The sequence below is a fragment of the Bradyrhizobium sp. LLZ17 genome (genome assembly GCF_041200145.1).
Classification (GTDB): Bacteria; Pseudomonadota; Alphaproteobacteria; order Rhizobiales; family Xanthobacteraceae; genus Bradyrhizobium.
In genome coordinates this window covers 5045642-5070318 of record NZ_CP165734.1, presented here as the reverse complement: position 1 = coordinate 5070318, position 24677 = coordinate 5045642, and the positions used below count along the sequence as shown (strand labels likewise).

Annotated in this window: 17 protein-coding genes and 2 pseudogenes; 13 read left to right on the top strand and 6 right to left on the bottom strand. The window is 65.4% G+C overall.

Annotated features, from left to right (window positions below; all coding sequences use genetic code 11):
- The first annotated feature begins 113 nt into the window (after window positions 1-113).
- Together murA and AB8Z38_RS24445 are read left to right on the top strand one after the other, a co-directional pair.
- Complete coding sequence (murA, locus tag AB8Z38_RS24450) at window positions 114-1409, top strand: UDP-N-acetylglucosamine 1-carboxyvinyltransferase (protein ID WP_369720320.1); 1296 nt, start codon at window positions 114-116, stop codon at window positions 1407-1409.
- 214 nt (window positions 1410-1623) lie between these two features.
- Entirely contained in the window at window positions 1624-3018 is a 1395-nt protein-coding gene (locus AB8Z38_RS24445; RefSeq protein ID WP_369720319.1) for an MATE family efflux transporter, read from the top strand.
- Between the two features lie 58 nt (window positions 3019-3076).
- Here the strand turns inward: AB8Z38_RS24445 and AB8Z38_RS24440 are convergent, their stop codons facing one another.
- Window positions 3077-4192 (bottom strand): aromatic acid exporter family protein, encoded by a 1116-nt coding sequence (locus AB8Z38_RS24440; RefSeq protein WP_369720318.1) that lies wholly within the window; start codon window positions 4190-4192, stop codon window positions 3077-3079.
- Between the two features lie 122 nt (window positions 4193-4314).
- On the opposite strand from AB8Z38_RS24440, the gene AB8Z38_RS24435 reads away from it, so the two are divergent.
- Window positions 4315-5682 carry an MmgE/PrpD family protein gene (locus AB8Z38_RS24435; RefSeq protein ID WP_369720317.1) on the top strand — a complete coding sequence of 456 codons (1368 nt, stop codon included), beginning with the start codon at window positions 4315-4317 and terminating at the stop codon, window positions 5680-5682.
- A 187-nt stretch (window positions 5683-5869) separates the two neighbouring features.
- Here AB8Z38_RS24435 and AB8Z38_RS24430 read toward each other — a convergent pair whose 3' ends face one another.
- Together AB8Z38_RS24430 and AB8Z38_RS24425 are read right to left on the bottom strand one after the other, a co-directional pair.
- Window positions 5870-7297 carry a serine hydrolase domain-containing protein gene (locus AB8Z38_RS24430; RefSeq protein ID WP_369720316.1) on the bottom strand — a complete coding sequence of 476 codons (1428 nt, stop codon included), beginning with the start codon at window positions 7295-7297 and terminating at the stop codon, window positions 5870-5872.
- 145 nt (window positions 7298-7442) lie between these two features.
- Window positions 7443-8503: pseudogene (locus tag AB8Z38_RS24425) on the bottom strand (helix-turn-helix domain-containing protein).
- 269 nt (window positions 8504-8772) lie between these two features.
- Here AB8Z38_RS24425 and AB8Z38_RS24420 point away from each other — a divergent pair.
- From AB8Z38_RS24420 to AB8Z38_RS24410, 3 genes are all read left to right on the top strand, one after another.
- On the top strand, window positions 8773-9705 hold the full coding sequence (locus tag AB8Z38_RS24420) for a pirin family protein (RefSeq protein ID WP_369720315.1): 933 nt from the start codon (window positions 8773-8775) through the stop codon (window positions 9703-9705).
- A gap of 64 nt (window positions 9706-9769) precedes the next feature.
- Window positions 9770-10684: a phosphoribosylaminoimidazolesuccinocarboxamide synthase gene (locus tag AB8Z38_RS24415; RefSeq protein WP_369720314.1), complete on the top strand. Its 915-nt coding sequence runs from the start codon at window positions 9770-9772 to the stop codon at window positions 10682-10684.
- A 243-nt stretch (window positions 10685-10927) separates the two neighbouring features.
- Window positions 10928-13138 carry an SLC26A/SulP transporter family protein gene (locus AB8Z38_RS24410; protein ID WP_369720313.1) on the top strand — a complete coding sequence of 737 codons (2211 nt, stop codon included), beginning with the start codon at window positions 10928-10930 and terminating at the stop codon, window positions 13136-13138.
- Window positions 13139-13258: 120 nt separating this feature from the next.
- On the opposite strand, the pseudogene AB8Z38_RS24405 reads toward AB8Z38_RS24410, so the two are convergent.
- Window positions 13259-14751 (bottom strand): annotated as a pseudogene (locus tag AB8Z38_RS24405) (NAD-dependent succinate-semialdehyde dehydrogenase).
- Between the two features lie 109 nt (window positions 14752-14860).
- Window positions 14861-15181: a hypothetical protein gene (locus AB8Z38_RS24400; protein ID WP_369720312.1), complete on the bottom strand. Its 321-nt coding sequence runs from the start codon at window positions 15179-15181 to the stop codon at window positions 14861-14863.
- Between the two features lie 333 nt (window positions 15182-15514).
- On the opposite strand from AB8Z38_RS24400, the gene AB8Z38_RS24395 reads away from it, so the two are divergent.
- Together AB8Z38_RS24395 and AB8Z38_RS24390 are read left to right on the top strand one after the other, a co-directional pair.
- Window positions 15515-16708, top strand: a complete 1194-nt coding sequence (locus AB8Z38_RS24395; RefSeq protein WP_369720311.1) for a serine hydrolase domain-containing protein — start codon at window positions 15515-15517, stop codon at window positions 16706-16708.
- 9 nt (window positions 16709-16717) lie between these two features.
- Window positions 16718-18541, top strand: coding sequence for an AMP-binding protein (locus AB8Z38_RS24390; protein ID WP_369720310.1), 1824 nt, complete (start codon window positions 16718-16720; stop codon window positions 18539-18541).
- Window positions 18542-18692: 151 nt separating this feature from the next.
- Here the strand turns inward: AB8Z38_RS24390 and AB8Z38_RS24385 are convergent, their stop codons facing one another.
- A complete protein-coding gene (locus AB8Z38_RS24385) occupies window positions 18693-19694 on the bottom strand; it encodes an adenosine kinase (protein ID WP_369720309.1) in 1002 nt (333 codons plus the stop codon).
- 124 nt (window positions 19695-19818) lie between these two features.
- On the opposite strand from AB8Z38_RS24385, the gene murJ reads away from it, so the two are divergent.
- The 5 genes from murJ (at window position 19819) to rimI (ending at window position 24665) form a co-directional block, all read left to right on the top strand.
- Window positions 19819-21375, top strand: a complete 1557-nt coding sequence (gene murJ / locus AB8Z38_RS24380) for a murein biosynthesis integral membrane protein MurJ (RefSeq protein ID WP_369726591.1) — start codon at window positions 19819-19821, stop codon at window positions 21373-21375.
- Between the two features lie 81 nt (window positions 21376-21456).
- Window positions 21457-22509: a tryptophan--tRNA ligase gene (gene trpS / locus AB8Z38_RS24375; protein ID WP_369720308.1), complete on the top strand. Its 1053-nt coding sequence runs from the start codon at window positions 21457-21459 to the stop codon at window positions 22507-22509.
- A gap of 212 nt (window positions 22510-22721) precedes the next feature.
- Complete coding sequence (locus AB8Z38_RS24370) at window positions 22722-23291, top strand: NifU family protein (protein ID WP_369720307.1); 570 nt, start codon at window positions 22722-22724, stop codon at window positions 23289-23291.
- 196 nt (window positions 23292-23487) lie between these two features.
- Entirely contained in the window at window positions 23488-24183 is a 696-nt protein-coding gene (gene tsaB, locus AB8Z38_RS24365) for a tRNA (adenosine(37)-N6)-threonylcarbamoyltransferase complex dimerization subunit type 1 TsaB (protein WP_369726590.1), read from the top strand.
- A complete protein-coding gene (rimI, locus tag AB8Z38_RS24360) occupies window positions 24180-24665 on the top strand; it encodes a ribosomal protein S18-alanine N-acetyltransferase (protein ID WP_369720306.1) in 486 nt (161 codons plus the stop codon). The genes tsaB and rimI overlap by 4 nt, the downstream gene beginning before the upstream one ends.
- The last annotated feature ends 12 nt before the right edge of the window (window positions 24666-24677 follow it).

Below are 24677 nucleotides of genomic sequence, written 5' to 3'. Positions count from 1 at the left end.
GCGGCTGCGAAGCAGCCCCACGCCACGACAAGTGCAGAATTGCTCCCCCGCTCAATTGTCGGTAGTTTCCGCCTCCCTAACCCGCCGCCCACCCAACAGACAGCGAGAACCCCGTGGCGCCCATTCAGTACATCGTCGAGGGCGGTCACCGGCTCTCGGGCTCGATCGAGCCGTCCGGCAACAAGAATTCGGCACTGCCGATCATCGCGGCCGCGCTGCTCACCGAGCACCCGGTCACGCTGCAGAACGTGCCGCGGATCCGCGACACCGAGACGCTGGTGGAGCTGATCCGGTCGGTCGGCGCGGCGGCCGAATGGAGCGCCCGCAACACGCTTCATATTCACGCCAAGAGCATCCGCGCCGCCGATCTCGATCCCGAGCTCTGCGTCCGTATCCGCGCCTCGATCCTGCTCGCCGGCCCGCTGCTCGCCCGCTGCGGCGAGGTGATGCTGCCGCCGCCGGGCGGTGATGTCATCGGCCGCCGCCGGCTCGACACGCATATGCTGGCGCTGGAGCAGCTCGGCGCCAAGGTCACGGCGACCGGCCGGCTGGAATTCCGCGCGTCGAAGCTCACCGGTGCCGATGTGTTCCTGGACGAGCCGAGCGTCACCGCGACCGAGAACGCGCTGGTCGCGGCGGTCGCCGCCGACGGCACGACCTATTTGCGCAACGCGGCCTCCGAACCGCATGTGCAGGACCTCGCCAATTTCCTGGTCGCGCTCGGTGCGAAAATCGAGGGCATCGGCACCAACACCATGATCATCCACGGCCCGGCGACGCTGGGTGCCGCGACGTATTCGATTCAGCCCGACCACATCGAGGTCGGCTCGCTGATCGGGCTTGCGGCCGTGACGCGCTCGCCGCTCCGCATCGTGCGCGCCGGGGTCGAGCATCTGCGCTCCATCCGCATGGGCTTCGAGCGGCTTGGCATCGTCTGCCGCGTCGAGGGCGATGATCTCATCGTGCCCTCGAACCAGACGCTGAAGATCCAGGACGATTTCGGCGGCCACGTGCCGAAGCTGGAGGACCAGCCCTGGCCCGCTTTCCCGGCCGATCTGATGTCGATCGCGATCGTCACCGCCACGCAATGCGAGGGCGTGATCCTGATGTTCGAGAAGATGTTCGAATCGCGGATGTTCTTCGTCGACAAGCTGATCGCGATGGGCGCCCGCATCGTGCTCTGCGATCCTCATCGCGCCATCATCGCAGGCCCGAGCCGCTTGCGCGGCGCATCGATGATCTCACCCGATATCCGCGCCGGCATGGCGATGCTGCTTGCGGCGGTCTGCGCCGAGGGCACCTCCACCATCAACAACGCCGACCAGATCGAGCGCGGCTACGAGCGCATCGACGAACGGCTCAACGCCCTGGGCGCGAAGATCAAGCGGGTGCCGGAGCGGAAGGGCTGAGGTGCTTCCGTTGCGGGAGAACTCTCCGCGACGACAGTATCGTAGGGGGAGCAAAGCGAAGCGTGCCCACCATTTCTCTCGAAATCCTTGATGGTGGGCACGGCGCAAGTGCGCCTTTGCCCACCCTACGATACCGAGCTAGCAGATAGAGCCACTCACCCGTCTCGCTCTCGGGGCCATGTTTTCGACGTGCGGCTGTGCTATTGACGCCGCCATGCTCGACACTGTCCAACATCCTCCGCAGCCGCAGCCCGGCGTGCAGCAAAACCATCTCGCCGATGAATTCGTCGAGACGCTGCGGCTGGCCGTGCCGATGATGCTGACGCAGCTCGGGCAGATGGCGATGATGACGACCGATCTCGCGCTGATCGGCCGACTTGGCGAGGACGCGGTCGCAGCTGCGGCACTTGCGCACACGGTGTATTTCGTCAGCTTCACCTTCGGACTCGGTCTCGTCGTCGCCGTGTCGCCGCTGGCCGCGCAGGCGTTTGGCGCCGGCGACGTCAGGCGGATGCGGCGCGCCTTGCGCGTCGGGCTGTGGGTGGCATTGCTGATATCGCTGCCGATGATGGCCTCGCCGCTCTATGGCGAGCACATCCTGCTGGCGCTCGGGCAGGCGCCGCATTCGGCCGCGCTGGCCCAGCACTATCTGAACGGGCTGGCCTGGGGCATCGCGCCCGCACTCGGCTTCGTCGCGCTGCGCGGCCTGATGAGCGCGATGAACCGGCCGCAGGCGCCGCTGTGGATCACGCTCGCGGCGATCCCCGCCAACGGCGCCCTGGTCTACGTGCTGATCCACGGCCTGTTCGGCCTGCCGGAACTCGGCCTGCTTGGCGCAGGCCTAGCGACCAGTTTGGTCAATCTCGGCACCTTCGTCGCAGCTCTCGCAATCGTCGCCTGGCGAAAGCCGTTCGCCTCGTATCGGCCGCTCGCCGATCTCTGGCAGATCGACTGGCCGCTGCTGCGCGAGCTCGTCGCGCTCGGGGCGCCGATCTCGTTTTCGATGCTGATGGAATATGGCTTGTTCTCCTCGGCGGCGCTGTTGATGGGCCTGATCTCGACCACCGCGCTTGCCGCGCACCAGATCGCGCTTCAGGTCACGGCCGTGCTGTTCATGGTGCCGCTCGGGATCGGCATGGCCGCGACCGTGCGGGTCGGCCACGCCGTCGGCCGCAACGAGCCTGCGGCCGTGCGACGCGCGGGTCTCGTCGCGGCGGTGCTCGGAATCGCGTTCGCCGCGGCCCTGACCATCGCGATCGTCCTCGGCCGTTATGCGCTGGGGCGGCTGTTCTTCGGCAGCGGCGAGGCCAGCGCGGCCACCGTCGAGCTGACCGCGACGCTGCTCCTGGTCGGCGCCACCTTCTTCATCGCCGACGGCCTCCAGACCATCATCGGCGGCGCGCTGCGCGGCCTCAACGACACCAGGATGACGCTGGTGTTCGCGGCGATCGGCTATTGGTGCGTTGCCTTCCCGATCGCCTGGATATTGGCATTTCACGCCCATCTCGGCGCGGTCGGTGTCTGGATTGGGCTGTCGATCGGCTCGTTCGTCTATGCCGGGCTGTTGATCCTGCGCTTCCAGCGGCTGGCGCGCAGATTGGCGGGATGATCGGCACAGTCCGCCAGTTCGTGGCCGGATTGATCAGCTTAAGCCCATTCCGTTTCACTCACTCCGTCACCCGCGCGGGCTTGTCCGCCGCGGCTTCCGACCATTCGCCGACGACGCGGTCGAGATCGCAGAGGTTCTGGTGCATCTGCTCCAGCGAGAAGCCGAGGGCGAAGAAGCGCTCCGCGGTGTCGGCGGGCTGGCCGCGGATCAGGCCTTCCTGGCGCACGGCGGCGACGGCGTCGGAATAATGCTGGAGCGCGACGTGCACGGGGTGGATCGGCGGCGCGCCGGCGCCCTCGCGCAAGGCTTCAGCCGCCGATTTCAGGAAGCGCACGATCGCCGCGCTGACTTCCGCCAGCGGGGCGGCGAGCATGACCTGCACCTCGACCGGCAACGGCACCACGGTGGAGCGGCCGATCATCACGACATCGTGGCGTAGCCGCAGAATGGTTCGCAGCAGCGGGCCGGTATCCGGACCACCCGACAGGCGCGCCGCGCGCTCACGCTCGGCCTCCGAGCCGATGGCGTTGAGGCCTACCATCGCGGTGCCGATGCCATCCTGGATCCGGTGCAGCGCGTCGTTGTCGCGGCCGCGCGTCAGGCCGGCCAGCAGCTCCGTGAACGCCTCCGCGATCAGCTCGAGCAGTTTCGCCGCGCTGGCGCGAATCTGCTGCACCGCGCGCGACGGCAGCACCAGGAAGGAGACCAGCAGCCCGGTGATGGCGCCGACCGAGACTTCGCTGACGCGATCGATCGCCGAGGCCATGGGATCGGCATGGTGCATGGTGGGAAGCACGAGCACGATCACGGCCGTCACCGTTGCAGAGCTCAGGTTCGGATAGATCGCCGCGACAAAGGCCAGCGGCGCCACCGCCAGCACCAGCAAGCCGAGAAGACCGAGTTCGCCGGAATAAGGGATCAGGATTGCGATGGCGCCACCATAGACCGCGCCGCCGATCGTGCCGAGCATGTAGTCGCGCGTCGCCTTCAGCGAGCGTCCGACGCTCATCTGGGTCACGATGATCGAGGTGAGGACCGCCCAGAGCGGCAACAGCAGGTGCAGGGCCGTGGCAACTGCATAGGCGGCCGTTGCGGCCACCGTGACCCGGACCGCCAAGCCTAGTTGCGTTTTTCGCGACCAGACCCGGTCGAACAGCTGTGTTGCGAGTGCCATGGTCAAACGCCTCGGTCGCCGATCCCGTCCATGCCGGCAGCATAGCTGATGCCCACGGCCGCGAGGCCGCTTGAAAGCCCAAATCAGCCCGCCTAACTTGCCCGCCAAATCGAGGAAACACGATGGCTCACGAAACCGCAACGCTCGCCGGCTATGTCTTCAATCTGAAATACGGGGATATTCCGGCTGAGGTGCTGGAGCGCGCCAAGGTGCTGATTCTGGATTTCATCGGCAGCGCCATCCGCGCCCGCAGCGAGGCGGAATCGACGCCGTCGCTGCTGAAAATGCTGGAGGCGCTGGCGCTCGACACCAAGGGTGACTCGACCGTGTTCGGCGACAGCAAGACGTGGACCCCGGCGGTGGCGGCGCTCCTCAACGGCGCGCTCGGCCATTCCCTCGACTTTGATGACACGCACGCGGATTCCTCGCTGCATCCGAGCGCGCCGGTGGTTCCGGCCGCGTTCGCAATCGGCGAGATGGTCGGCGCCTCCGGGCGCGACGTGCTGACCGCGATCGTCGCGGGCTACGAGGTCTGCTGCCGGCTCGGCAACGCGCTTGACCCGACCTCGCATTATGCGCGCGGCTTCCATCCGACGGCGACCGCCGGCACCTATGGCGCGGCGGCGGCAGCCGGCAAGCTGTACGGCCTCAGCGAGCAGCAGATCATCGCGGCGTTCGGCGTCTCCGGTAGCCAGGCCGCGGGCTCCCTGCAATTTCTGGTCAACGGTGGCTGGAACAAGCGCTACCAGGTCGGCGCCGCCGCCATGAACGGCGTGATCGCCGCAACGCTGGCGCGCAACGATTTCGTCGGCGCGACGGAATCGGTCGAAGGCAAGCACGGCCTGCTCGCCGGCTACACCGACGATGCGCATCCCGACAAGGCGGTGGCCGGGCTCGGCAAGACCTACGAGACCATGAAGATCGGCGTCAAACCCTATCCGAGCTGCCGTTATACGCATGCCGCGATCGACGCGCTGATCGCGATGCGGCGCGAGCACAATCTGACACCCGACCAGGTCAAGCGCGTCGAGATCGGGCTGCATCGCAACGGCATCACGCTGACCGGCGATGCCGCCACCAAGCGGCATCCGACCTCGATCGTCGGCGGCCAGTTCTCGATGTTCTTCACCGGCGCGCTCGCGCTCGACCAGGGCTCATTTGGCTGGGACGATTACGGCCGCCTCGGCGATGCCGCGATCGACGCGCTCGCCGACAAGTTCGACGTGGTGCAGGACGACCGCCTCGAGGTTGGCCGCACCCATCCGTTCGGCGCCCGGGTCAGCATCACCACCGACGATGGCGTGCACGAGCGGCTCTATGCCGATCCTTCCGGCGAGCCGACCTCCTTCCCCGACGCGCAGGCGATGCAGCAGAAATTTCTGACGCTGGCACGGCCGGTGCTGAATGCACGGGCGGAGACATTCGCCGATGCGATCATGACGCTGGAGCGGTTCGATCGTGTGGCGAAGGCCACGGAACTGGGAAGGTAGAATTCGCGCCGCGCAGGCGGTGCACCCTCGCCCCTTGTGGGAGAGGGTGGTTCGCCGCATAGCGGCGAGCCGGGTGAGGGGTTCTCTCGGCGAGCACATCTGTTGCAGTAGAAATCGCGGAAACAGACCCCTCATCCGGCGCTTCGCCCACCTTCTCCCACAAGGGAGAAGGATAGAGAGCAGCGCGCTAATTTGCGCCCATCATCTTTCCCGTCTCGCGCGTCGCCCCCACCACGTCCCGGACCAGGTCGAACACGCCATCCACTTGCGGCGGCCAGTTCAGCGAGCGGCCCATCCGTACGATCACCAGTTTTTCCGAGGGGATCACGATCGTGTACTGCCCGATCGTGCCCTTGGCGAAGAAGGCATCGCGCGGCCAGCCGTGCTCCACGCGAAACTTCGCGCCAAAGCTGTCGCCCTGATTGGTCCAGAAGCCGGCGCCGATGCCGACCCAGGCATGCGGCGTCGCCGTCGCGGAATAATTCACCCAGCCTTCCGGGAGGATGCGCTTGCCGCCGACGACGCCGTCATTGAGATAGAGCTGGCCGAAACGCGCCCAGTCGCGCGCGGATGCCAGCATCTCGCCGGAGCCCTCGACCGTGCCGGCTCCGTCGAGCTGGAGCGTGACGTCGCGCATGCCGAGCGGCGCAAACAATTCGCGGCGTGCGAAGGCCAGCGCATCCCCCGGCTTGCCACCGGCGGCGTTGCGGATCAGCTGCGCGAGAATGAGGAAGTTGCCGTCGTGATAATTCCAAGCCGCGCCCGGTGCGGTCGCAAGCGGCGCGCGCTCGGCAAAGCTGGCCATATCGTCTTCGGCGTATTTCATGGCATTGACCGGTTCGAGGACGGAGCCGAGCGAGGCCTCCAACGAGCTTCCGAGCGCAAGCCCAGCGGTGTGACGCAGCAATTGATCGACGGTGACGACATTGCGCGGGTCATCCGGATCTTGCCAGGCGGCGACCGGCGCCGGCCCGTCGAGCTTCAACTTGCCCTGGCGCACGAGAATGCCTGTCAACGCCGAGGTCACCGACTTCGTCATGGAGAAGCCGAGCAGCTGCGTCTGCGGCCCGACACCATCCGCATAGCGCTCGGCGACGATGCGGCCGGCCTTCATGACGACGATCGCGCGGGTGCGGCGATAAGGCGGTTGCGCGGGCTCGGCGAAAGCGCGATCGAGCGCGGCCGACAGCCTCTCGCTTTGCGGCGGCACGATCCCCCGGCCGGCGATCTCGGGGAGCAAGGCGGGCCGCTCGTCGTCGACCGGTATCGCCACGTCGGTGAGCGCGGTGCCGTGCTCGAGCGTGCAGCCGAGCCCTTCGCGATAGACGGCATGGCTGCGACCGATGCCAAACAGGGACACGGTGACGTCCTTGCGGGCGCGATCGACCCGAAAATCCATCGCCCAGGTCAAAAGACCCGCACCCGGCATGGCCTCGGTGGTCTCGGCGAGGTCGCGGCTGGGATCGAGGCCGGAGACGAACGTCTCCGAACAGAGCGTGTGGGCGATGAAGCCCGTGGCAATCTTGGGCACGTTGCGGGCCCGCGCTGCCCCAAGAGCGAGGCCGGCACAGGCAATGGCGGTAATAGCGAGGATGATCTTGCGGCGGCGGGTCACGGGCTTTCTCCGGCTTCGGGCGAATGGCGGAGAAGGAGCCGGACGCGGGCGAAACGTGCTCGCCGGATTCGAAATACGACCTCGTCGAAACTGACCGAGGCTAGCCGAGTTTGAAATTCTGATGTGATTTCAGTGGGCTGGTATTTCAGGGCGCATCAGCCTTCAGCCGGCGATATTCCGTCGGCGTCACGCCCGTCACCGCCTTGAAGGCGCGGTTGAAGGGGCCGAGCGACTGGAAGCCTGAATCCATCGCTATGGTGATGACGGGAACCGCGACCTGGGCGGGGTCGGCGAGTGCGGCCTTGGCCTCCTCGATCCGGTGATTGTTCAGAAACACATTGAAGTTGCGATAACCGAGCCGCTGGTTGATCAGCCGGCGCAACCGGTATTCCGGATCTTCAGCCGGCCCGCCAGCACGCCGATGGTGATGTTCTCCTGGCGGTAGATCCGCTCGTCGGCCATCAGCCGCATCAAGGCGTCGACGAGCTTTTGGTCGGCAACGTCATCGGCCGCAGGCCGACTGAAAACAATCGGCGATGCGGGCTCCGCCGCGGCCGGAAACAGGTCCGCCCCGTCAACGCGCATCATGGCATGGACGATCGCCGCGACGGTGCAGGCAAGCACGCCGGCATTGACGGTTTCGGCGACATCACCGAATTGGTGGCCGGCGACGGCGATCTGAAGCAGCGCGTTCAGCCCGCCATAGAGCGCGGTTGCGCAGACGACGAAGACGCGAGCGCTGCGGCGGCGCTCGACCAGGTCGGCCGGCCACGAGGCGATCGTCTGCCCGATCGCAAGCGCAATGAAGCCGAGCACGATCAGATTGACCACCGTCACCGAGAACCGCACGTGCCCGCTGGGTGCAATCCAGACGCAGCCCGCGAAGCTGAAGGCCGTCACCAGCGCCCAGATCGCTCCGTGCCACCAGCGCAGGCGAAACTCGTCGTCGAACAGGGAGCGCGTGAACAGCCAGAACACCACCATGGTCCCGGTCGACAATGCGATCAGCGGTGCATGCCAGAGCGGGACCCGCGACGTGACATCCACGGAATAGCTCGCCGCATGCGCGGCCGAGCCCAGCGCGAAAGCCGCGCCGAGCCGCCCGGCCGGCACATTGCGAAAACCCGCGAGCAATGACGTCGCCAGCACCAGCAACAGCGCCACGCTGGCAGCACGGAAGGCGAGTTCGAGGGCGGCTGTTGTCATCGAAGGCTGCGGTCGATCAAAGTTGCGGTCGGCCGAACATCGTTCGTTGCGTCGATTTTTTCAAGAACCATCCGCACCCCAGCTGTCATCGTCCGGCTTGACCGAACGATCCAGTACTCCGAGACGGCAGTGATCGACCGAGAGGCCGCGGCGTACTGGATCGCCCGCTTTCGCGGGCGATGACGGCGGAGTATGTGGTCCGCTATGCCGCGACGGCCGCACGAAATCCTGTTACGATTTAGCTCGAAAAAGGCCAAAAGGAGCCCACCATGAGCTGGCAACCCTCCAACGATCCCGTGCTCGGCGATCCCGTGCTCGGCGATCCCATGTCCTGCGATGCGCTCGATCTCGTCATCGTGCCGCGCACCCGCGATCTCGGCGACGGATTCGTGGTGCGGCGCGCGCTGCCGCATGGCAAGCGGCAGATGGTCGGTCCCTTCATTTTCTTCGACCATTTCGGCCCGGTTCAGTTCATGTCGGGCAAGGGCATGGACGTACGGCCGCATCCGCATATCGGGCTCGCCACCGTGACCTATCTCTTTGACGGCTCGATCATGCATCGCGACAGCGAGGGCAACGTCTGCGAGATCCAGCCGGGCGCGATGAATTTGATGACGGCGGGGCGCGGCATCGCCCATTCCGAGCGAACGCCGGATGCGCAGCGCGCCTCAGGCCAGCAGATGCTGGGCCTGCAAAGCTGGATCGCGCTGCCGGCCGGATCCGAAGAGATCGCGCCGTCCTTCCAGCATTACGGCGCGGGCGACTTGCCGATGATCTCCGAGCGCGATTTCACCGCGCGCGTGATCGCCGGCTCCGCTTTCGGCATCACTTCGCCGGTCTCGATGGTCTCACCCTGGTTCTACACCGAGGTCACGGCCGTCGCGGGTGCCAGCGTGCCGCTCGATCCCGATCACGAGGAGCGCGCGATCTATGTCGTCGACGGCGAGGTCGAGATCGCAAACGAGCGCTACGAGGGACCGCGGCTGCTAATCTTCCGGCCCGGCGACCGCATCACGGTGAAGACGTTGAAACCGACGCGGATGATGTTTCTCGGCGGTGATGCGCTGGAAGGGCCGCGCCACATCTGGTGGAATTTCGTCTCCTCCAGCAAGGAGCGGATCGAGCAGGCCAAGCAGGACTGGAAAACCGGCCGGTTCGCGGTGGTTCCGCAGGAACATGAGTTCATTCCGCTGCCGGAATAGGCTAATCCGGTGTCCGGCCGCGCGCTCCGGTGCGGCTGGATTCCTGCCCTGAAAGCCGTCCCTGATGACCACTATGCTCTCCAGCGACCTGCCTTTGCCCAAGATCGGGCGCGGCAAGGTGCGCGACATCTACGCCGTCGACGACGATCGCCTGCTGCTCGTCACCACCGACCGCATCAGCGCCTTCGACGTCGTGATGGGCGAGACCATCCCGATGAAAGGCGCGGTGCTGACCCAGATCAGTGCGTTCTGGTTTGGCGAGCTCGAAGGCGTGGTGCCGCATCACATGATCAGCGCCGATACCGACGAGATCATCGCAGCCCTGCCGGTCTTGAAGCCGCATCGCGCCGAGATTCTCGGCCGCGCCATGCTGTGCAAGCGGACGACGGTATTCCCGATCGAATGCGTGATCCGCGGCTATCTCTCGGGCTCCGCCTGGAAGGAATATGCCGGCTCCGGCACGCTCGCGGGTGAGAAGCTGAAAGCCGGTCTGGTCGAAAGCGAAAAGCTCGAGCCCGCGATCTTCAGCCCGGCGACCAAGGCCGAGACCGGCCACGACGAGAACATCACGATCGCGCGGATGCGCGAGGTGGTCGGCGACGAGACGGCCTACACGCTCGAGAGCATGACGCGCGCGATCTACACGCTCGGCGAGGAGCTCGCCCGCGAGCAGGGCATCATCATCGCCGACACCAAGTTCGAGTTCGGCCGCGACAAGGACGGCCGCATCATCCTGATCGACGAGGTGATGACGCCGGACTCCTCGCGGTTCTGGGCAGTCGACGCCTACAAGCCGGGCCAGCCGCAGGCGAGCTTCGACAAGCAGCCGCTGCGCGACTATCTCGACGTCGAACGCCGCGCCGGCCGCTGGAACGGCGACGCCCCACCGCCGCCTCTCCCGGCGAGCGTGGTGGAGGCGACGAGTAAGCGGTACCTGGAAGCGTACCGGCGGGTGACGGGGGCGGAGCTGAAGATTTAGGGCGGCCCCGCTCAATCCGTCATTGCGAGCGAAGCGGCGAAGCGAAGCAATCCAGCCTGTCTCCACGGCGGGATTCTGGATTGCTTCGCTGCGCTCGCAACGACGGGGAGAGCCTCGGCCAGCTAAATCCCTGCCGTCGTCGCCCAAAATGTCGACAATTTCACACTTGAAAGAATCCTGTTGCGCTAGGCTCGCCGTCGTCTACCTCTCGGACGGCAATTCCTCATGAGCGAGTGTCAGGACGTGACAGATCCAGCAATTGGCTTCGGTCCGGTCGCCGGGGTCAATCCGTCGCTCAAACGTGCGCTGAATGATGTCTTGGGCGGAGCAGCCGCCAGCGTCCTGGCCGTCACCTTCGGGCTGTCCTATGCGCTGCTGATCTTCGCCGGCCCGCTGTCGCCCTATCTCGCCTACGGTATTGCAGCAACCTTCATCAGCACCGCGGTGCTTGCGGCGACGATCGGGTTGGGCAGCTCCCTACCCTTTGCTGTCGGCGGCCCCGACAGCTCGACCGTCGCGGTAACGGGCATTTTGGCCGCCTCGGTGGTCGAACGCATCGAGGCGGCTCATTTACCCCTGCTCTCGCCGGTCCTGATCACGCTTGGCCTGTCGACCGTGTTGACCGGGGTAGCGCTGTGCGGATTGGGCCTGACGCGGATGGGCCGCGCCATCCGCTACGTGCCTTATCCCGTCATCGGCGGCTTTCTTGGCGCCACAGGGCTTTTGATCGTGATGGGTGCGATCCGGGTGATCACCGATCATCCCGTGCAGTTCGCAACAATGCTGCGCTTCACCAACGCCGTCACGCTTTCGGAACTGGGCGCCGCCTGCGTGATTGCACTGGTGCTGTACCTGACCTGGCACCGGTCGCGCAGCCCGTTCGGGTTGCCGATCATCCTGGTCGGCGGCATGCTCGCGGCACATCTGGCGTTCTGGATCGCCGGGATTTCACCGGACGAGGCCCGCGCCATGGGCTGGACCTTCCGGCCGCCGCCACCGGCGGCCTTCATGCTGCCCTGGCGCACCGAGGATCTCGCCAGCTACCCCTGGTCGGCTGTCCCGGACCTGCTCGGCAATGTGGTCGCCGTCATCTTCGTTGCGGCCTCCAGCACGCTGTTCAACACCACCGGGATCGAGGTCGCCGTGCATCGCGAGGCCAATCTGGAGCGCGAGCTGAACATCACCGGCGTCGCCAACATCCTGACCGGCGCCCTCGCTGGCTATGCCGGCTGCATCTCGGTCAGCCGCTCGATCCTCAATTTCTCCAGCGGCGGCCGCGGGCGCCTGTCCGCCCTCACCGTTGCAGCGATATCGCTGCTGATGCTCGCCGTCGCACCGGAGCTGCTCGGCTTCATGCCGAAATTCGTGCTCGGCGGCCTGCTGCTCTATCTCGGCGCCGACCAGCTGCACAAATGGCTCATCGAATCGCGCAGGCGGCTTTCAAAGCTCGAATATCTGTCGCTGATCGCCATCATCGCGATCATCGTCGTCTGGGGCTTCGTGCCAGGCATCCTGATCGGCGTGATCTTCGGCTGCGCGACTTTCGCGTTCAGCGCGGCGCGGGTCGAATCGATCAAATACGGTTTTGACGGCTCCGAATATCGCTCCTCGCTTGACCGCTCGCGCGACGACCAGAAGGTGCTGCTGGCGCATGGCGGCAAGATTCAGGGCCTCAACCTCCAGAGCTATCTGTTCTTCGGCTCCGCCACCCGGCTCTACCAGCACGTCAAGCAGCTGCTTCAGGAGCGCCCGGAGTGCCGTTATCTGCTATTCGACTTCAAGCTCGTCACCGGAATCGACTCATCGGCCGCCTATAGTTTTGCGCAGATCAAGCGCAGTGCGGGTGATGTCGGGGTCGAGCTGATCCTGGTGCACCTGTCGGCGGCGGCCGAGAAGGTGCTGCGCTCCAGCGATTTCATCAGCGACGGCGTCATCATCATCCCCGAGCTCGATCGTGCACTGGAGTGGTGCGAGAACGAGCTTATCGCGCAGCATCAGGGGCTGGCGCAGGAACAGGCCAGCTTGCGCGACTGGTTCACAGGCATTCTCGACAGCGAGGGCGACGCCGACGAGTTGATCCGCCGCTGCCAGCGCCTGGAGGTCGAGGCCGGCGACATCATCGTGCAGGCCGGCGACCCGGCCGATTCCATGCACTTCATCCTCGACGGCCGCGTCGGCATCATGATTCCGGCCGAGGACGACCGCACCACCCGCGTGCGCAGCCTCGGCCGCTACACCACGATCGGCGAGATGGGCCTGGTGTCGCAGACCCCGCGCAGCGCCACCATCCAGGCCGAGGTCGACAGCGTGCTCTATGTACTGAACACGCACCAGTTCGACGCGATCAAGCGCGAGGATCCCACGCTCAGCCAAAAGCTGCTGACCTATTTCGTGTCGGTGATGGCGGAGCGGCTGACGTTCGCGAACCGGACGATCGCGGTGCTGCGGCGGTGATTGGCTCTTAACTGCGTCATTGCGAGGAGCTCTTGCGACGAAGCAATCCAGACCGTCTCCGCGGAAGGATTCTGGATTGCTTCGCTTCGATCGCAATGACGTGGAGGGATAACGCCGCCCTTACACCCCCGCCATCATCACGTATTTGATCTCGACATATTCCTCGATGCCGTGATGCGAGCCTTCGCGGCCGAGGCCGCTCTCCTTGACGCCGCCAAACGGCGCGACTTCGGTGGTGATCAGGCCGGTGTTGACGCCGACCATACCCGACTCCAGCGCTTCGGCCACGCGCCAGACGCGGCCGAGATCGCGGGAGTAGAAGTAGGAGGCGAGACCGAACGGCGAGGCGTTGCACATCGCGATGACGTCGGCTTCGTCCTTGAAGCGGATCACCGGCGCGAGCGGGCCAAAGGTCTCTTCCTGCGCCACCAGCGAGTCCGGCTTGACGTCGGACAGCACGGTCGGTTCGAAGAAGGAGCGTCCGAGCCCGCTGCGCTTGCCGCCGGTGACGACCTTGGCGCCCCGCTTCACGGCATCCGCAATGTGGCGCTCGACCTTGTCGACGGCTTTCAGGTTGATCAGGGGCCCTTGAGTGACGCCACTCTCGGTGCCGTCGCCGATCTTCATCGCCGCGACCTTCTTCGACAGCTTTTGCACGAACTCGTCGTAGATCTTGTCCTGGGCATAGATGCGGTTGGCGCAGACGCAGGTCTGGCCCATGTTGCGGTATTTCGAGACGATCGCGCCTTCGACCGCCGCGTCGATATCGGCATCGTCGAACACCACGAACGGCGCATGCCGCCGAGCTCGAGCCCCAGCCGTTTCACACCGACGGAGGCCTGCTGGTAGAGGATCTTGCCGACGGCGGTCGAACCGGTAAAGCCGACAAAGCGCACCGCCGGATGCTCGCACAACACCTTGCCAATGGGTGCCGCATCGCCGGTGATGATGTTGAACACGCCCTTGGGCACGCCGGCCTTTTCCGCAAGAGCTGCGAGCGCGAGCGCCGACAGCGGCGTTTCGTTGGCGGACTTGAGCACCACGGTGCAGCCGGCCGCAAGCGCCGGCGAGACTTTTCGCGTGATCATCGAGTTCGGGAAATTCCACGGCGTGATCGCGCCGCAGACGCCGATCGGCTGCTTGATCGCGAGCAGCCGCGCATCGGGACGCTGGGTCGGGATGGTCTCGCCGTAGACGCGGCGGGCTTCTTCGGCAAAGAACTCGACATAGGCGCCGCCGATGTCGACCTCACCGAGGGCTTCGGAGAGCGGCTTGCCCTGCTCGGAAGTGAGGATCAGCGCGAGGTCGTCGCGGTTGGCGACGATCAGTTCGAACCATTTGCGCAAGATGTTGGAGCGCTGCTTGGCGGTGTGCTTGGCCCAGCTAGGAAAGGCGCGCTCGGCGGCTTCGACCGCCCTGGTGGCGTCAGCGGCCGAAAGCTGCGGGATCTTCGCGAGCTCGACGCCTGTCGCGGGATTGTTGACAGCAAAACTCGGCGAGCCGACCCAGGCGCCCTCAATGTAGCAGGCCTCCTTGAGGAGCGCGGGATCCTTCAGCCGGTCGCGCAAGGCGGCGGTGGTTTGCTGAGCGCGTGCGGCGGCGGTCGGGGTCATGGCGTTACTCCTTCGGGCGATCGGATCGGCCCGGAATATAGGCACAGGCGGCGCGCAATGCACCGCCCCGCAACGCGCATCTGGTGGGAGTTAAATAGGAACCGCGAGGCTAAGCCGCGCCGCTCATATAGGTCTCGCGTCGGCCGATCATGCGCTCCGCAGCCGCCTTGGCGTCGGCCTTCGACGAGGTCGCACAGGTCCGGTATTCGAGATCGGGCGCGTCGGACGCGTCGCGGCGCCCGAACCAGGATTTCGCGCCAACCGGCAGCAGTGCCAGCGCCTGCGCCAGATTGTCGACAGCGCCGAACGAATAGAGCGCGCCGGTGCTGGCGATGCGAACTTCGTAGATGCCGGGCGCGATCGGCGCCTCGAGGTTATCGCCCCGTCCGGGACGGGGATAGCGCTTCCACTCACTCCACGTCGAAATCATCAAAGGTCCCCTCGCGGCCGATCGACCGCCAAATTCGCATCAAATTTTAACGCCGGCCACGCGATTGGGTCGGGTCCAGAACGTCGCAACGCACAAAATGTTTCAAGTGCTCGAAAAAACTCCTGAAGCATATCGCCTCGATCCATCATTGGTCACCACGAAACGCGACCATCCACCGCAGATTGCAGTTCCGCCGCCTTGTCCTCCTGCGTCAGCTACGGACCGTCAAGTCACGACATCGCGACCGGGGCGGCTAGGTGGATGTGCTTGCCGCGAGAAGGAAGCGGGAGGACAATCGATCGCTTCCAACAATAATCAAACCGGAGGAAACGCATGCAAAACCAGGCAGAGATCGACGAACTCCTGCGCAAGACAAGCGACGCCAAGGAGATCCCCGGCGTCGTCGCGATCGCCGCGACCGGTCACGACGTGCTGTATCAAGGCGCGTTCGGCAAGCGCGATTTGTCCAAACCGGATGCGATGACGACCGACAGCGTGTTCTGGATCGCATCGATGACAAAGGCGGTGACAGCAGCAGGCGCGATGCAGCTGGTTGAACAAGGCAAGCTCTCGCTGGACGCACCGATCGGATCGGTGCTGCCCGATCTGGCCAAGCCACAGGTGCTCGAAGGTTTTGATGCCAGCGGCGAGCCGAAGCTGCGGCCGGCGAAGGGGCCGATCACGCTGCGCCAGCTCATGACCCACACCGCCGGCTTCGCCTACAACATGTGGAACGGCGATCTCGCGATCCATCTCGACAAATCCGGCACCCCGGCCATCACCACCTGCCAGAACGCCGCGTTGAAGACACCGATCATGACCGATCCCGGCACGCGCTGGGAATACGGCACCAACATCGATTTCGTCGGCAAGGCCGTGGAAGCGGTCAGCGGCAAGCGGCTCGACGCATATCTGCGCGACAACCTTTTTGTGCCGCTCGGAATGTCCGACACGGCCTTCAAGATCACCGACAGCATGCGCAAGCGCCTGGTCGGCATGCATGCGCGCGGCGAGGACGGCCAGCTCGCCGCGATCCCGTTCGAGCTTGAGCAGGAGCCGGAATTCCACATGGGTGGAGGCGGCCTCTATTCGACCGCGGGTGACTACATCAAGTTCACCCAGATGATCTTGAACAAAGGCCGCGGCAACGGCAACCAGGTGCTCAAGGCGGAGACGGTCGCGACGATGGGACAGAACCACATCGGCGATCTCGCCATGACCAAGATGACCACGGCGGCGCCGATCTACACCAACGACGTCGACCTCTATCCGGACCAGGTCAAGAAGTGGGGCCTCAGCTTCATGATCAACACCGCCAGGACGCCGGAAGGCCGCAGCGCGGGCAGCCTCGCCTGGGCGGGCCTCGCCAATACCTATTACTGGATCGATCCTGCGCGCGACGTCACCGGCGTGATCCTGATGCAGCTTCTGCCGTTTGCGGACGGCAAGTGCCTGGAGGCATTCGCGGGCTTCGAGCGCGGGGTTTATGCCGGGCTCGATGCCGGGAGCGGGCAGAAGGCGGCCTAACCCCTTAGTATGAGGCGCGCGGTGTCGCGCGCCTTCGGGGCAACGGATAACCTCGTGCCCGAAAGCCATCGACTTCAGGCAGGCCGTCGGCTTCAGGCACGAGGCAACACATTCGAGGAGACGAACTTGGTGGACGCTCTCGCAGGCAAAGCCGACAGCTACGTTTGCGGCATCTCGGACACGCCGCTGCTCGGCGACACGATCGGCCGCAGCCTCGACCATGCGGTGCGGCGCTGGGGCCAACGCGAGGCGCTGGTCTCGCCGAGCCACGGCGTGCGATGGACCTGGACGGAGTTCGCAGAGCGGGTCGACGCGCTCGCCGCAGGCTTCCTCGCGCTCGGCCTGGAGCGAGGGCAGCGGATCGGCATCTGGTCGCTGAACCGGCCGGAATGGACGCTGACCCAGTTCGCCGCCGCCAAGGCCGGCCTGATCCTGGTGACGATCAATCCCGCCTATCGGCTCAGCGAGCTTGAGTTCGCGCTGAAAAAGGTCGGCTGCGCGGCGATCGTGACGGCGACTTCATTCAAGACCAGCCACTACATGGAGATGCTCAACACGCTGCTGCCGGAGCTCGCCAGCGCCAGGCCCGGCCAGCTCCAAGCGGCGCGGCTGCCGGCATTGCGGACCGTGATCCAGATCGGCGGCCCGTCAGCGCCTGGCACGATCCCCTTCGAGGAGGTCGCGGGCATGGCCCGACCCGAAGATCGGGAGCGACTCGTCGCACTCGGTGCCGCGCTTCAGTTCGACGATCCCGTCAACATCCAGTTCACCAGCGGCACCACGGGATCACCGAAGGGCGTGACGCTGACCCACCACAATATCCTCAACAACGGCTATTTCACCGGCCGTGCGATGCGCCTGACCGAGCAGGACCGCATCTGCATTCCCGTGCCGCTCTACCATTGTTTCGGCATGGTGATGGGCAACCTCGCCTCCGTCACGCTCGGCACGACCATGGTCTATCCCGGCGAGGGCTTTGATCCGCTCGCGACACTGCGCGCGGTCGAGCAGGAGAAATGCACCGCGCTATACGGCGTGCCGACCATGTTCATCGCCGAGCTCGATCATCCCGAATTCGCGACGTTCAACCTGAAATCGCTGCGCACCGGCATCATGGCGGGCGCGCCCTGCCCGATCGAGGTGATGAAGCGCGTCAACACCGAGATGAACATGCGCGAGGTCACCATCGCCTATGGCATGACCGAGACCAGCCCGGTCAGCTTCCAGAGCGCGACTGACGACCCGCTCGAACGGCGCGTCTCCACCGTCGGGCGGATTCATCCGCATGTCGAGGTGAAGGTCGTCGATCTCGAGGGGCGGATCGTCAAGCGCGGCGAACGCGGCGAGCTCTGCACCCGCGGCTACAGCGTCATGCTGGGCTATTGGGAGGAGAAGGAAAAGACCGCGGATGTGCTCGATGCCAACGGCTGGATGCACACCGGCGATCTCGCCACCATCGACGACGAGGGCTATTGCAACATCGTCGGCCGCATCAAGGATCTGGTGATCCGCGGCGGTGAAAATCTCTATCCGCGCGAAATCGAGGAATTCTTGTATCGTCACCCCAAGATCCAGGACGTGCAGATTTTTGGCGTGGCCGACAACCGCTACGGCGAGGAGCTTTGCGCCTGGATCCGTGTCAGGCCGGGCGAGACGCTGCAGGCCGAGGAGGTGCGCGCCTTCTGCGAGGGCCAGATCGCCCACAACAAGATTCCGCGTTATGTGGAGTTCGTCGACGAATTCCCGATGACCGTGACCGGAAAGATTCAGAAATTCGTGATGCGCGAGGCTGTGGAGCAGCGGCTGGGGTTGAAGGCGGCGAAGACGGCGTGAGCCGCATCTGTCATTCCCCGCGAAGGCGGGGAATCCAGTAGGCCGCGGCTTCTCCGTATCCCGCTAACGGCTCTGGAATACTGGCTCGCCCGGTCGAGCCGGGCGACGACAGCGGAGAGTGCCGCGCGCATGACCGGGTGAAAACTCCGCCCTATCCCGTCAGCCCGCGTTGCTGCGCCAACTCCTTCAGCGACACCTGCGGCCTTGCGCCGATGTGCTGGATCACTTCGGCCGCTGCCAGCGCACCGAGCTGACCGCACTGCTTGTACGGCAACTCACGCGCCAGCCCGAACAGGAAGCCGGCGGCGAAGAGGTCGCCGGCGCCTGTGGTGTCGACCAGCTGGGCAATCGGGAATGCCGGCGCGGCAACGGTGTCTTCGGCCGACACCACCATGCAGCCCTTTTCGCTGCGGGTGACCACACCAAGATTGACGTCGTTGCGCAGCTGCTTCAGCGCGGTGTCGAAATCCGAGGTCATGTAGAGCGAATGCAGCTCGGATTCGTTGGCGAACACGATGTCGACGGTGCCGTTGCGCATCAGCGCGAGAAACTCGTCGCGGTAGCGATCGACGCAGAACGAATCCGACAATGTCAGCGCCACCTTGCGTTTGGCGTCATGGGCGATCTTGGCGGCCTTGAGGAAGGCGTCCTTGGCGTTCTTGGGATCCCAGAGATAGCCCTCGAGATAGACAATGCCGGCGCCGGCGATCTCCGCCGGATCGATGTCGGCCGGCGAGAGATCCTGCGCCGCGCCGAGATAGGTGTTCATGGTCCGCTCGCCGTCATCAGTCACCAGGATGTAGGAGCAGCCGGTGGCGGGGCCGTCTTTGGCGGCGGGCGTGTTGAAGGCGACGCCGGCCGCACGGATGTCGTGGAGGTAGAGCTTGCCAATCTGGTCGTCCTTGACCTTGCCGACATAGGCGGCCCGCGCACCCAGGCTACCGATGCCGACGATGGTGTTGGCAGCCGAGCCACCCGAGACTTCCGTCGCCGGGCCCATGTCCCCATAGATGGCGGCGGCGCGTGCCTCGTCGATCAGGGACATGCTGCCCTTGGTCATGCCGTGCTTGGCCAGAAAAGCCTCGTCGGTCCTGACCAGCACGTCGAACAGCGCGTTGCCGATACCCAAGACGTCATATTTCGCGTCAGCCATTCACCTTGATCCTGTTGCCGGATTGCGATTACCGGAGAAATCCGCTTCCTGTCGGTCTGAAATCTTGCTCGCGGCCTATCACGACCGGCCCTACACGGGCAAGCAAGGGTATTATGTCAGCGCAATGATCCGCTCCTTCCTGACCGTCTCCACGGGAACACTGACCTCGCGGCTGCTGGGTTTTGCGCGCGATTCGATGATGGCCGCATTGCTCGGCACCGGTGCCGTGGCGGATGCGTTCTTGGCAGCGTTTCAGCTCGTCAACGTGGTGCGCCGGCTGCTCAGCGAAGGGGCACTCAACGCGGCGCTGATCCCGGCCTGGCTGCGCGTCCGTGACCGCGATGGCGAGCAGGCAGCTTCGGCATTTGCAGGGCGTGTGCTCGGCACCGTCAGCGTGGCGCTGTTGGCGATCTCGATCGTCGTTGCGGTCTTGATGCCGCTGATCGTCACGATCATCGCGCCGGGATTTCTCGGTAGCCACACGCGCGATCTCGCGATCGAGAACGCCCGGCTGATGCTGCCCTATCTCGCCTTCGCCGGTCCCGTCACCGTGCTGATGGGGCTGCTCAACGCGCAAGGGCGATTTGCGCTGACGGCGTTCTCGCCGCTGCTGTTCAACATCGCGCTGATCGCGGTCATCGCGATGCTGCTGGCCTGGCACGCCGATGCGACCTTCGCCGCATGGATGCTGGCGGCGACCGTCGGTGCCGCCGGCCTGCTGCAACTCATGATGCTGCTGTCGCGGCGAAGCGGACGCCTTGCGACACCGTTGCGTGTGAGTTTCGACAAGGAGATGCGCGGCTTCTTCGCCAAGGCCGTTCCCGGCATGATCGCAAGCTCGGGCCCGCAATGGCTGATGGTGGCCGGCGCGATCATCGCCTCCGCGACGCCGTCGGCCGTGTCCTGGCTCTATTTCGCAAACCGCCTGATCGAATTGCCGCTCGGCATCGTCGGCGTCGCGATGGGCACCGTCCTGGTGCCTGAGCTGACGCGCGCCGTCACCAGCGGCGACCGCGACGCCGTGGCGCATGCGGAATCGCGCGCGCTGGAACTCGCGGCCGGGCTGGCGCTGCCGGCAACGCTCGGCCTGATCGTGCTGGCGGAGCCGATCGTGCGGATGTTGTTCGAGCACGGTGCCTTCGGCGCCGATGACAGCGCGGCCACCGCCCATGCGCTGATGTGGCTGGCGCTGGGCCTGCCGGCCCATGTGCTGATCAAGGCGCTGTCGCCGGCCTTCTATGCCCGCAGCGACACCATGACGCCGCTGCTCGCAACGGCCAAAGGCTTTGTGGTCGCGGTCGCGCTTGCCGTCCTGCTTGGCCATTTCTACGGCACGGGCGGCATCGCCGCGAGCATAGCGGCCGGCGCCTGGAGCAGCGCGCTCGCCCTGCTCCGCAAAGGCAACAGCGAATTCGGCTTCTCGGTGGACGCCGCCGCCCGCAAACGGCTGCCGCGGATCGTGCTCGCCGCCGCTGTCATGGGTGCCCTGCTGTGGCTGAGTACGGGCCTTTCACCTGCCGACAGCCACGGGCTGATCAGGTTCATTGCACTGGGTTTGCAGATCGCGGCGGGGATCGCCGTCTATAGTGGCCTGCTGCAAATCCTCGGGGTCACCTCCTTGCGCGAGGCGGTTGACGCCCTGAGGCGGCCGGCCGAGCCCGAGCTCGGCGCGCAGGACTAGCGAATTACCCTTGACGGGGCAGCGCCGCTGTTGGAAACGACGGCCGATTATCTCTGGGAAAGCTTGCCAGGAACACTTACCATGCCATTCGTTGAACGGGTTTTTTCGGGCGTCCAGCCGACCGGCAATCTGCATCTCGGCAATTATCTCGGCGCGATCGTCAACTTCGTGAAGATGCAGGAAACCCACAATTGCATCTATTGTGTCGTCGACATGCACGCGATCACGCAAGGGTTGGATGTCTGGGGCGGACCGGCCGAGCTCGCGCGCAACACCCGCGAAGTGACCGCGGCGTTCATCGCGAGCGGCATCGATCCCAACAAGCACATCGTGTTCAACCAGAGCCAGGTCTCCGGCCATGCCGAGCTCACCTGGATCTTGAACTGCGTCGCCCGCATGGGCTGGCTGAACCGCATGACCCAGTTCAAGGAAAAGGCCGGCAAGGACCGCGAGAACGCCTCGGTCGGGCTCTATGACTATCCCGTGCTGATGGCCGCCGACATTCTGCTCTATCGCGCCACCCACGTGCCGGTCGGCGAGGACCAGAAGCAGCACCTCGAGCTCTCGCGCGACATCGCGCAGAAGTTCAACAACGACTTTGGCGATTCGATCCGCAGCCACGGCGCCAATGACGGCCTGCTCTTCCCGCTGCCGGAGCCTTTGATCACGGGACCGGCGACGCGCGTGATGTCCCTGCGCGACGGCACCAAGAAGATGTCGAAATCGGACGCGTCGGACAATTCGCGCATCAATCTGACCGACGACGCCGACACCATCGCGCAGAAGGTGCGCAAGGCGAAGACCGATCCGGAGCCGTTGCCGACGGAAGAGAAGGGCCTGGAAGCACGTCCGGAGGCCGACAATCTGGTCGGCATTTTTGCCGCGCTCTCCAGCCGCTCCAAGGCCGACGTGCTGCGCGAATTCGGCGGCGGCCAGTTCTCCAGCTTCAAGAACGCGCTGGTGGAGCTTTGCGTGACGAAACTCTCGCCGATCGCCGGCGAGATGAAGCGCCTCGTCGCCGACCCCGGCCATATCGATGCCATTCTGAACGACGGCGCCGACCGGGCGCGTGCGATCGCGGACGAGACTTTGAAGCTCACCAAGGACATCGTCGGCTTCATTCGCCGGCGATAGTGCGGGGAGGGGCGGGCCTCAATGAGGGCACCGGACTTCGAACAGGATGGCTGGTGCCTCGATGATGGCGACCGGACTGGCTGCAAGCAGGCTCCAACCTCTTGAAAGTCTAGCCGAATCTCGCGCGCCCTCTTGACGGTGCGTTTGCGCGCGCCACATGCTATGGGGTAGCTCACGCGCCGGCCTTGAACCGGCGACGTCCGGAGAAAACCATGTTCATTCAGACCGAAGCCACCCCCAATCCCGCCACACTCAAGTTCATCCCCGGTCGCGTCGTGGTCGACGGCGGCCCGATGGAGTTTTCGAGCCGCGAAGCCGCCACGCGCTCGCCGCTCGCCGAAAAGCTGTTCGAGGTGCCCGGCGTCACCGGCGTGTTCTACGGCTCCGACTTCATCACCGTGACCAAGGCGGGAGGTGAATGGCAGCAGCTCAAGCCCGCGATCCTCGGTGCCATCATGGAGCACTACATGTCCGGCGCGCCGCTGCTCGCCGACGGCGCCGCTCAAAGCGATGCCGATCTCGACGAGGAGGACGAATTCTTCGACGAGGCCGACGCCGAGACGGTCGACATGATCAAGGATCTGATCGAGACGCGCGTGCGGCCCGCGGTCGCCAATGACGGCGGCGACATCACCTTCCGCGGCTTCAAGGACGGCATCGTCTATCTCAACATGAAGGGCGCCTGCTCCGGCTGCCCCTCGTCGACCGCGACGCTCCAGCATGGTATCCAGAACCTGTTGAAGCACTTCGTGCCTGACGTGGTCGAAGTCCGGCCGATGTAAATTGCACGACCGGCGCACCGGTTTCACTCCGTCATGCCCGGGCTTGTCCCGCCTGCGGGGGCCGAAGGCCCTTCGGCGCGGCGAAGGCCCGGGCATCGACGTTTTGGGCGGCAAAGCCGTGGATGGCCGGGTCAAGCCCGGCCATGACGGCAAGAACATTGAGCATCATCCGATCGCCAATGATATGCTTGCCGTTATGCTGATCCTTGCCATCGATACCGCGCTGGAAGCGTGTGCGGCCGCGGTTCTCGACACCGAGGCCGGCAAGCTCCTTGTGCAGGAGCAGCTTCTGATGAAGCGCGGCCATGCCGAGGCGCTGATGCCGATGATCGCGCGGGTCATGCGGGCGGCGGATCTGGCCTTCACGGCGCTCGACCGGGTCGCGGTCACCGTGGGCCCGGGCAGTTTCACCGGCTTGCGCGTGGGCATTTCGGCGGCGCGCGGCCTAGCGCTCGCGGCCAAACGGCCGACCGTCGGGCTGACGACATTGTCGGCCTATGCCGCCGCCATCGTCGGCCAGAGCAAATCGGCGCCGGTGATCTCGGCGATCGATGCGCGGCACGATCACGTCTATTTCCAGATCGTCGCCGGCGACGGCAGCCAGCTGGTGCGGCCGAAAGTCGCCAGCATCGATGAGGCGATCGCGGCGTCGCAATTCGGCGCGCCGCATCTGGTCGGCAATGCCGCGAACATCCTCGCCCAGCGCTGGCCAAAGCAGGGGCCGCAGCCGCTAGCCGTCGACGCGCAGCCTGCGCCCGATATCGGCTGGGTTGCGTGGCTGGGCGCAGCGGCCGATCCCGACACCAATCCGGCGCGGCCGTTCTATCTGCGCGCACCCGATGCAAAGCCGGCGGCGCAGAAGCCGCTCGCGGCTCAAGCCGCAACCTCGTGATGAGATGGTTGTCGGAATGGTGGCGCGGCGGCACCGCGGCCGTCGAGCCGGCTTCGGTGCGCGATTCGGCGCGCCTGGCGCAGCTTCACGGCGCCTCGTTTGCCCGCGGCTGGGGCGAAGCCGAGTTCGAGGCCATGCTCAGCGAGCGCAATACGCTGGTGCATCGCTTGCGGCTGGGTCGCAACACGATCGGCTTTGCGGTGTCGCGGATCGGTGCGGACGAAGCGGAGATCCTGTCGGTCGCGGTCGATCAGGCCCATCGCGGCCGCGGCCTCTCCCGCACGCTGCTGATGACCCATCTCGGTCACCTCGCAGGACGCGGTGTGCGCACGATATTTCTGGAGGTCGAAGAGAACAACCAGCCGGCACGGCGGCTCTACGAGAGAGCCGGATTCGTGGTAGTCGGACGCCGCGAACGCTACTATAAGCAGGCCAACGGGGAACAATTGAACGCGCTTCTGATGCGACGTGACTTGTCGTAACATTGATGGCAG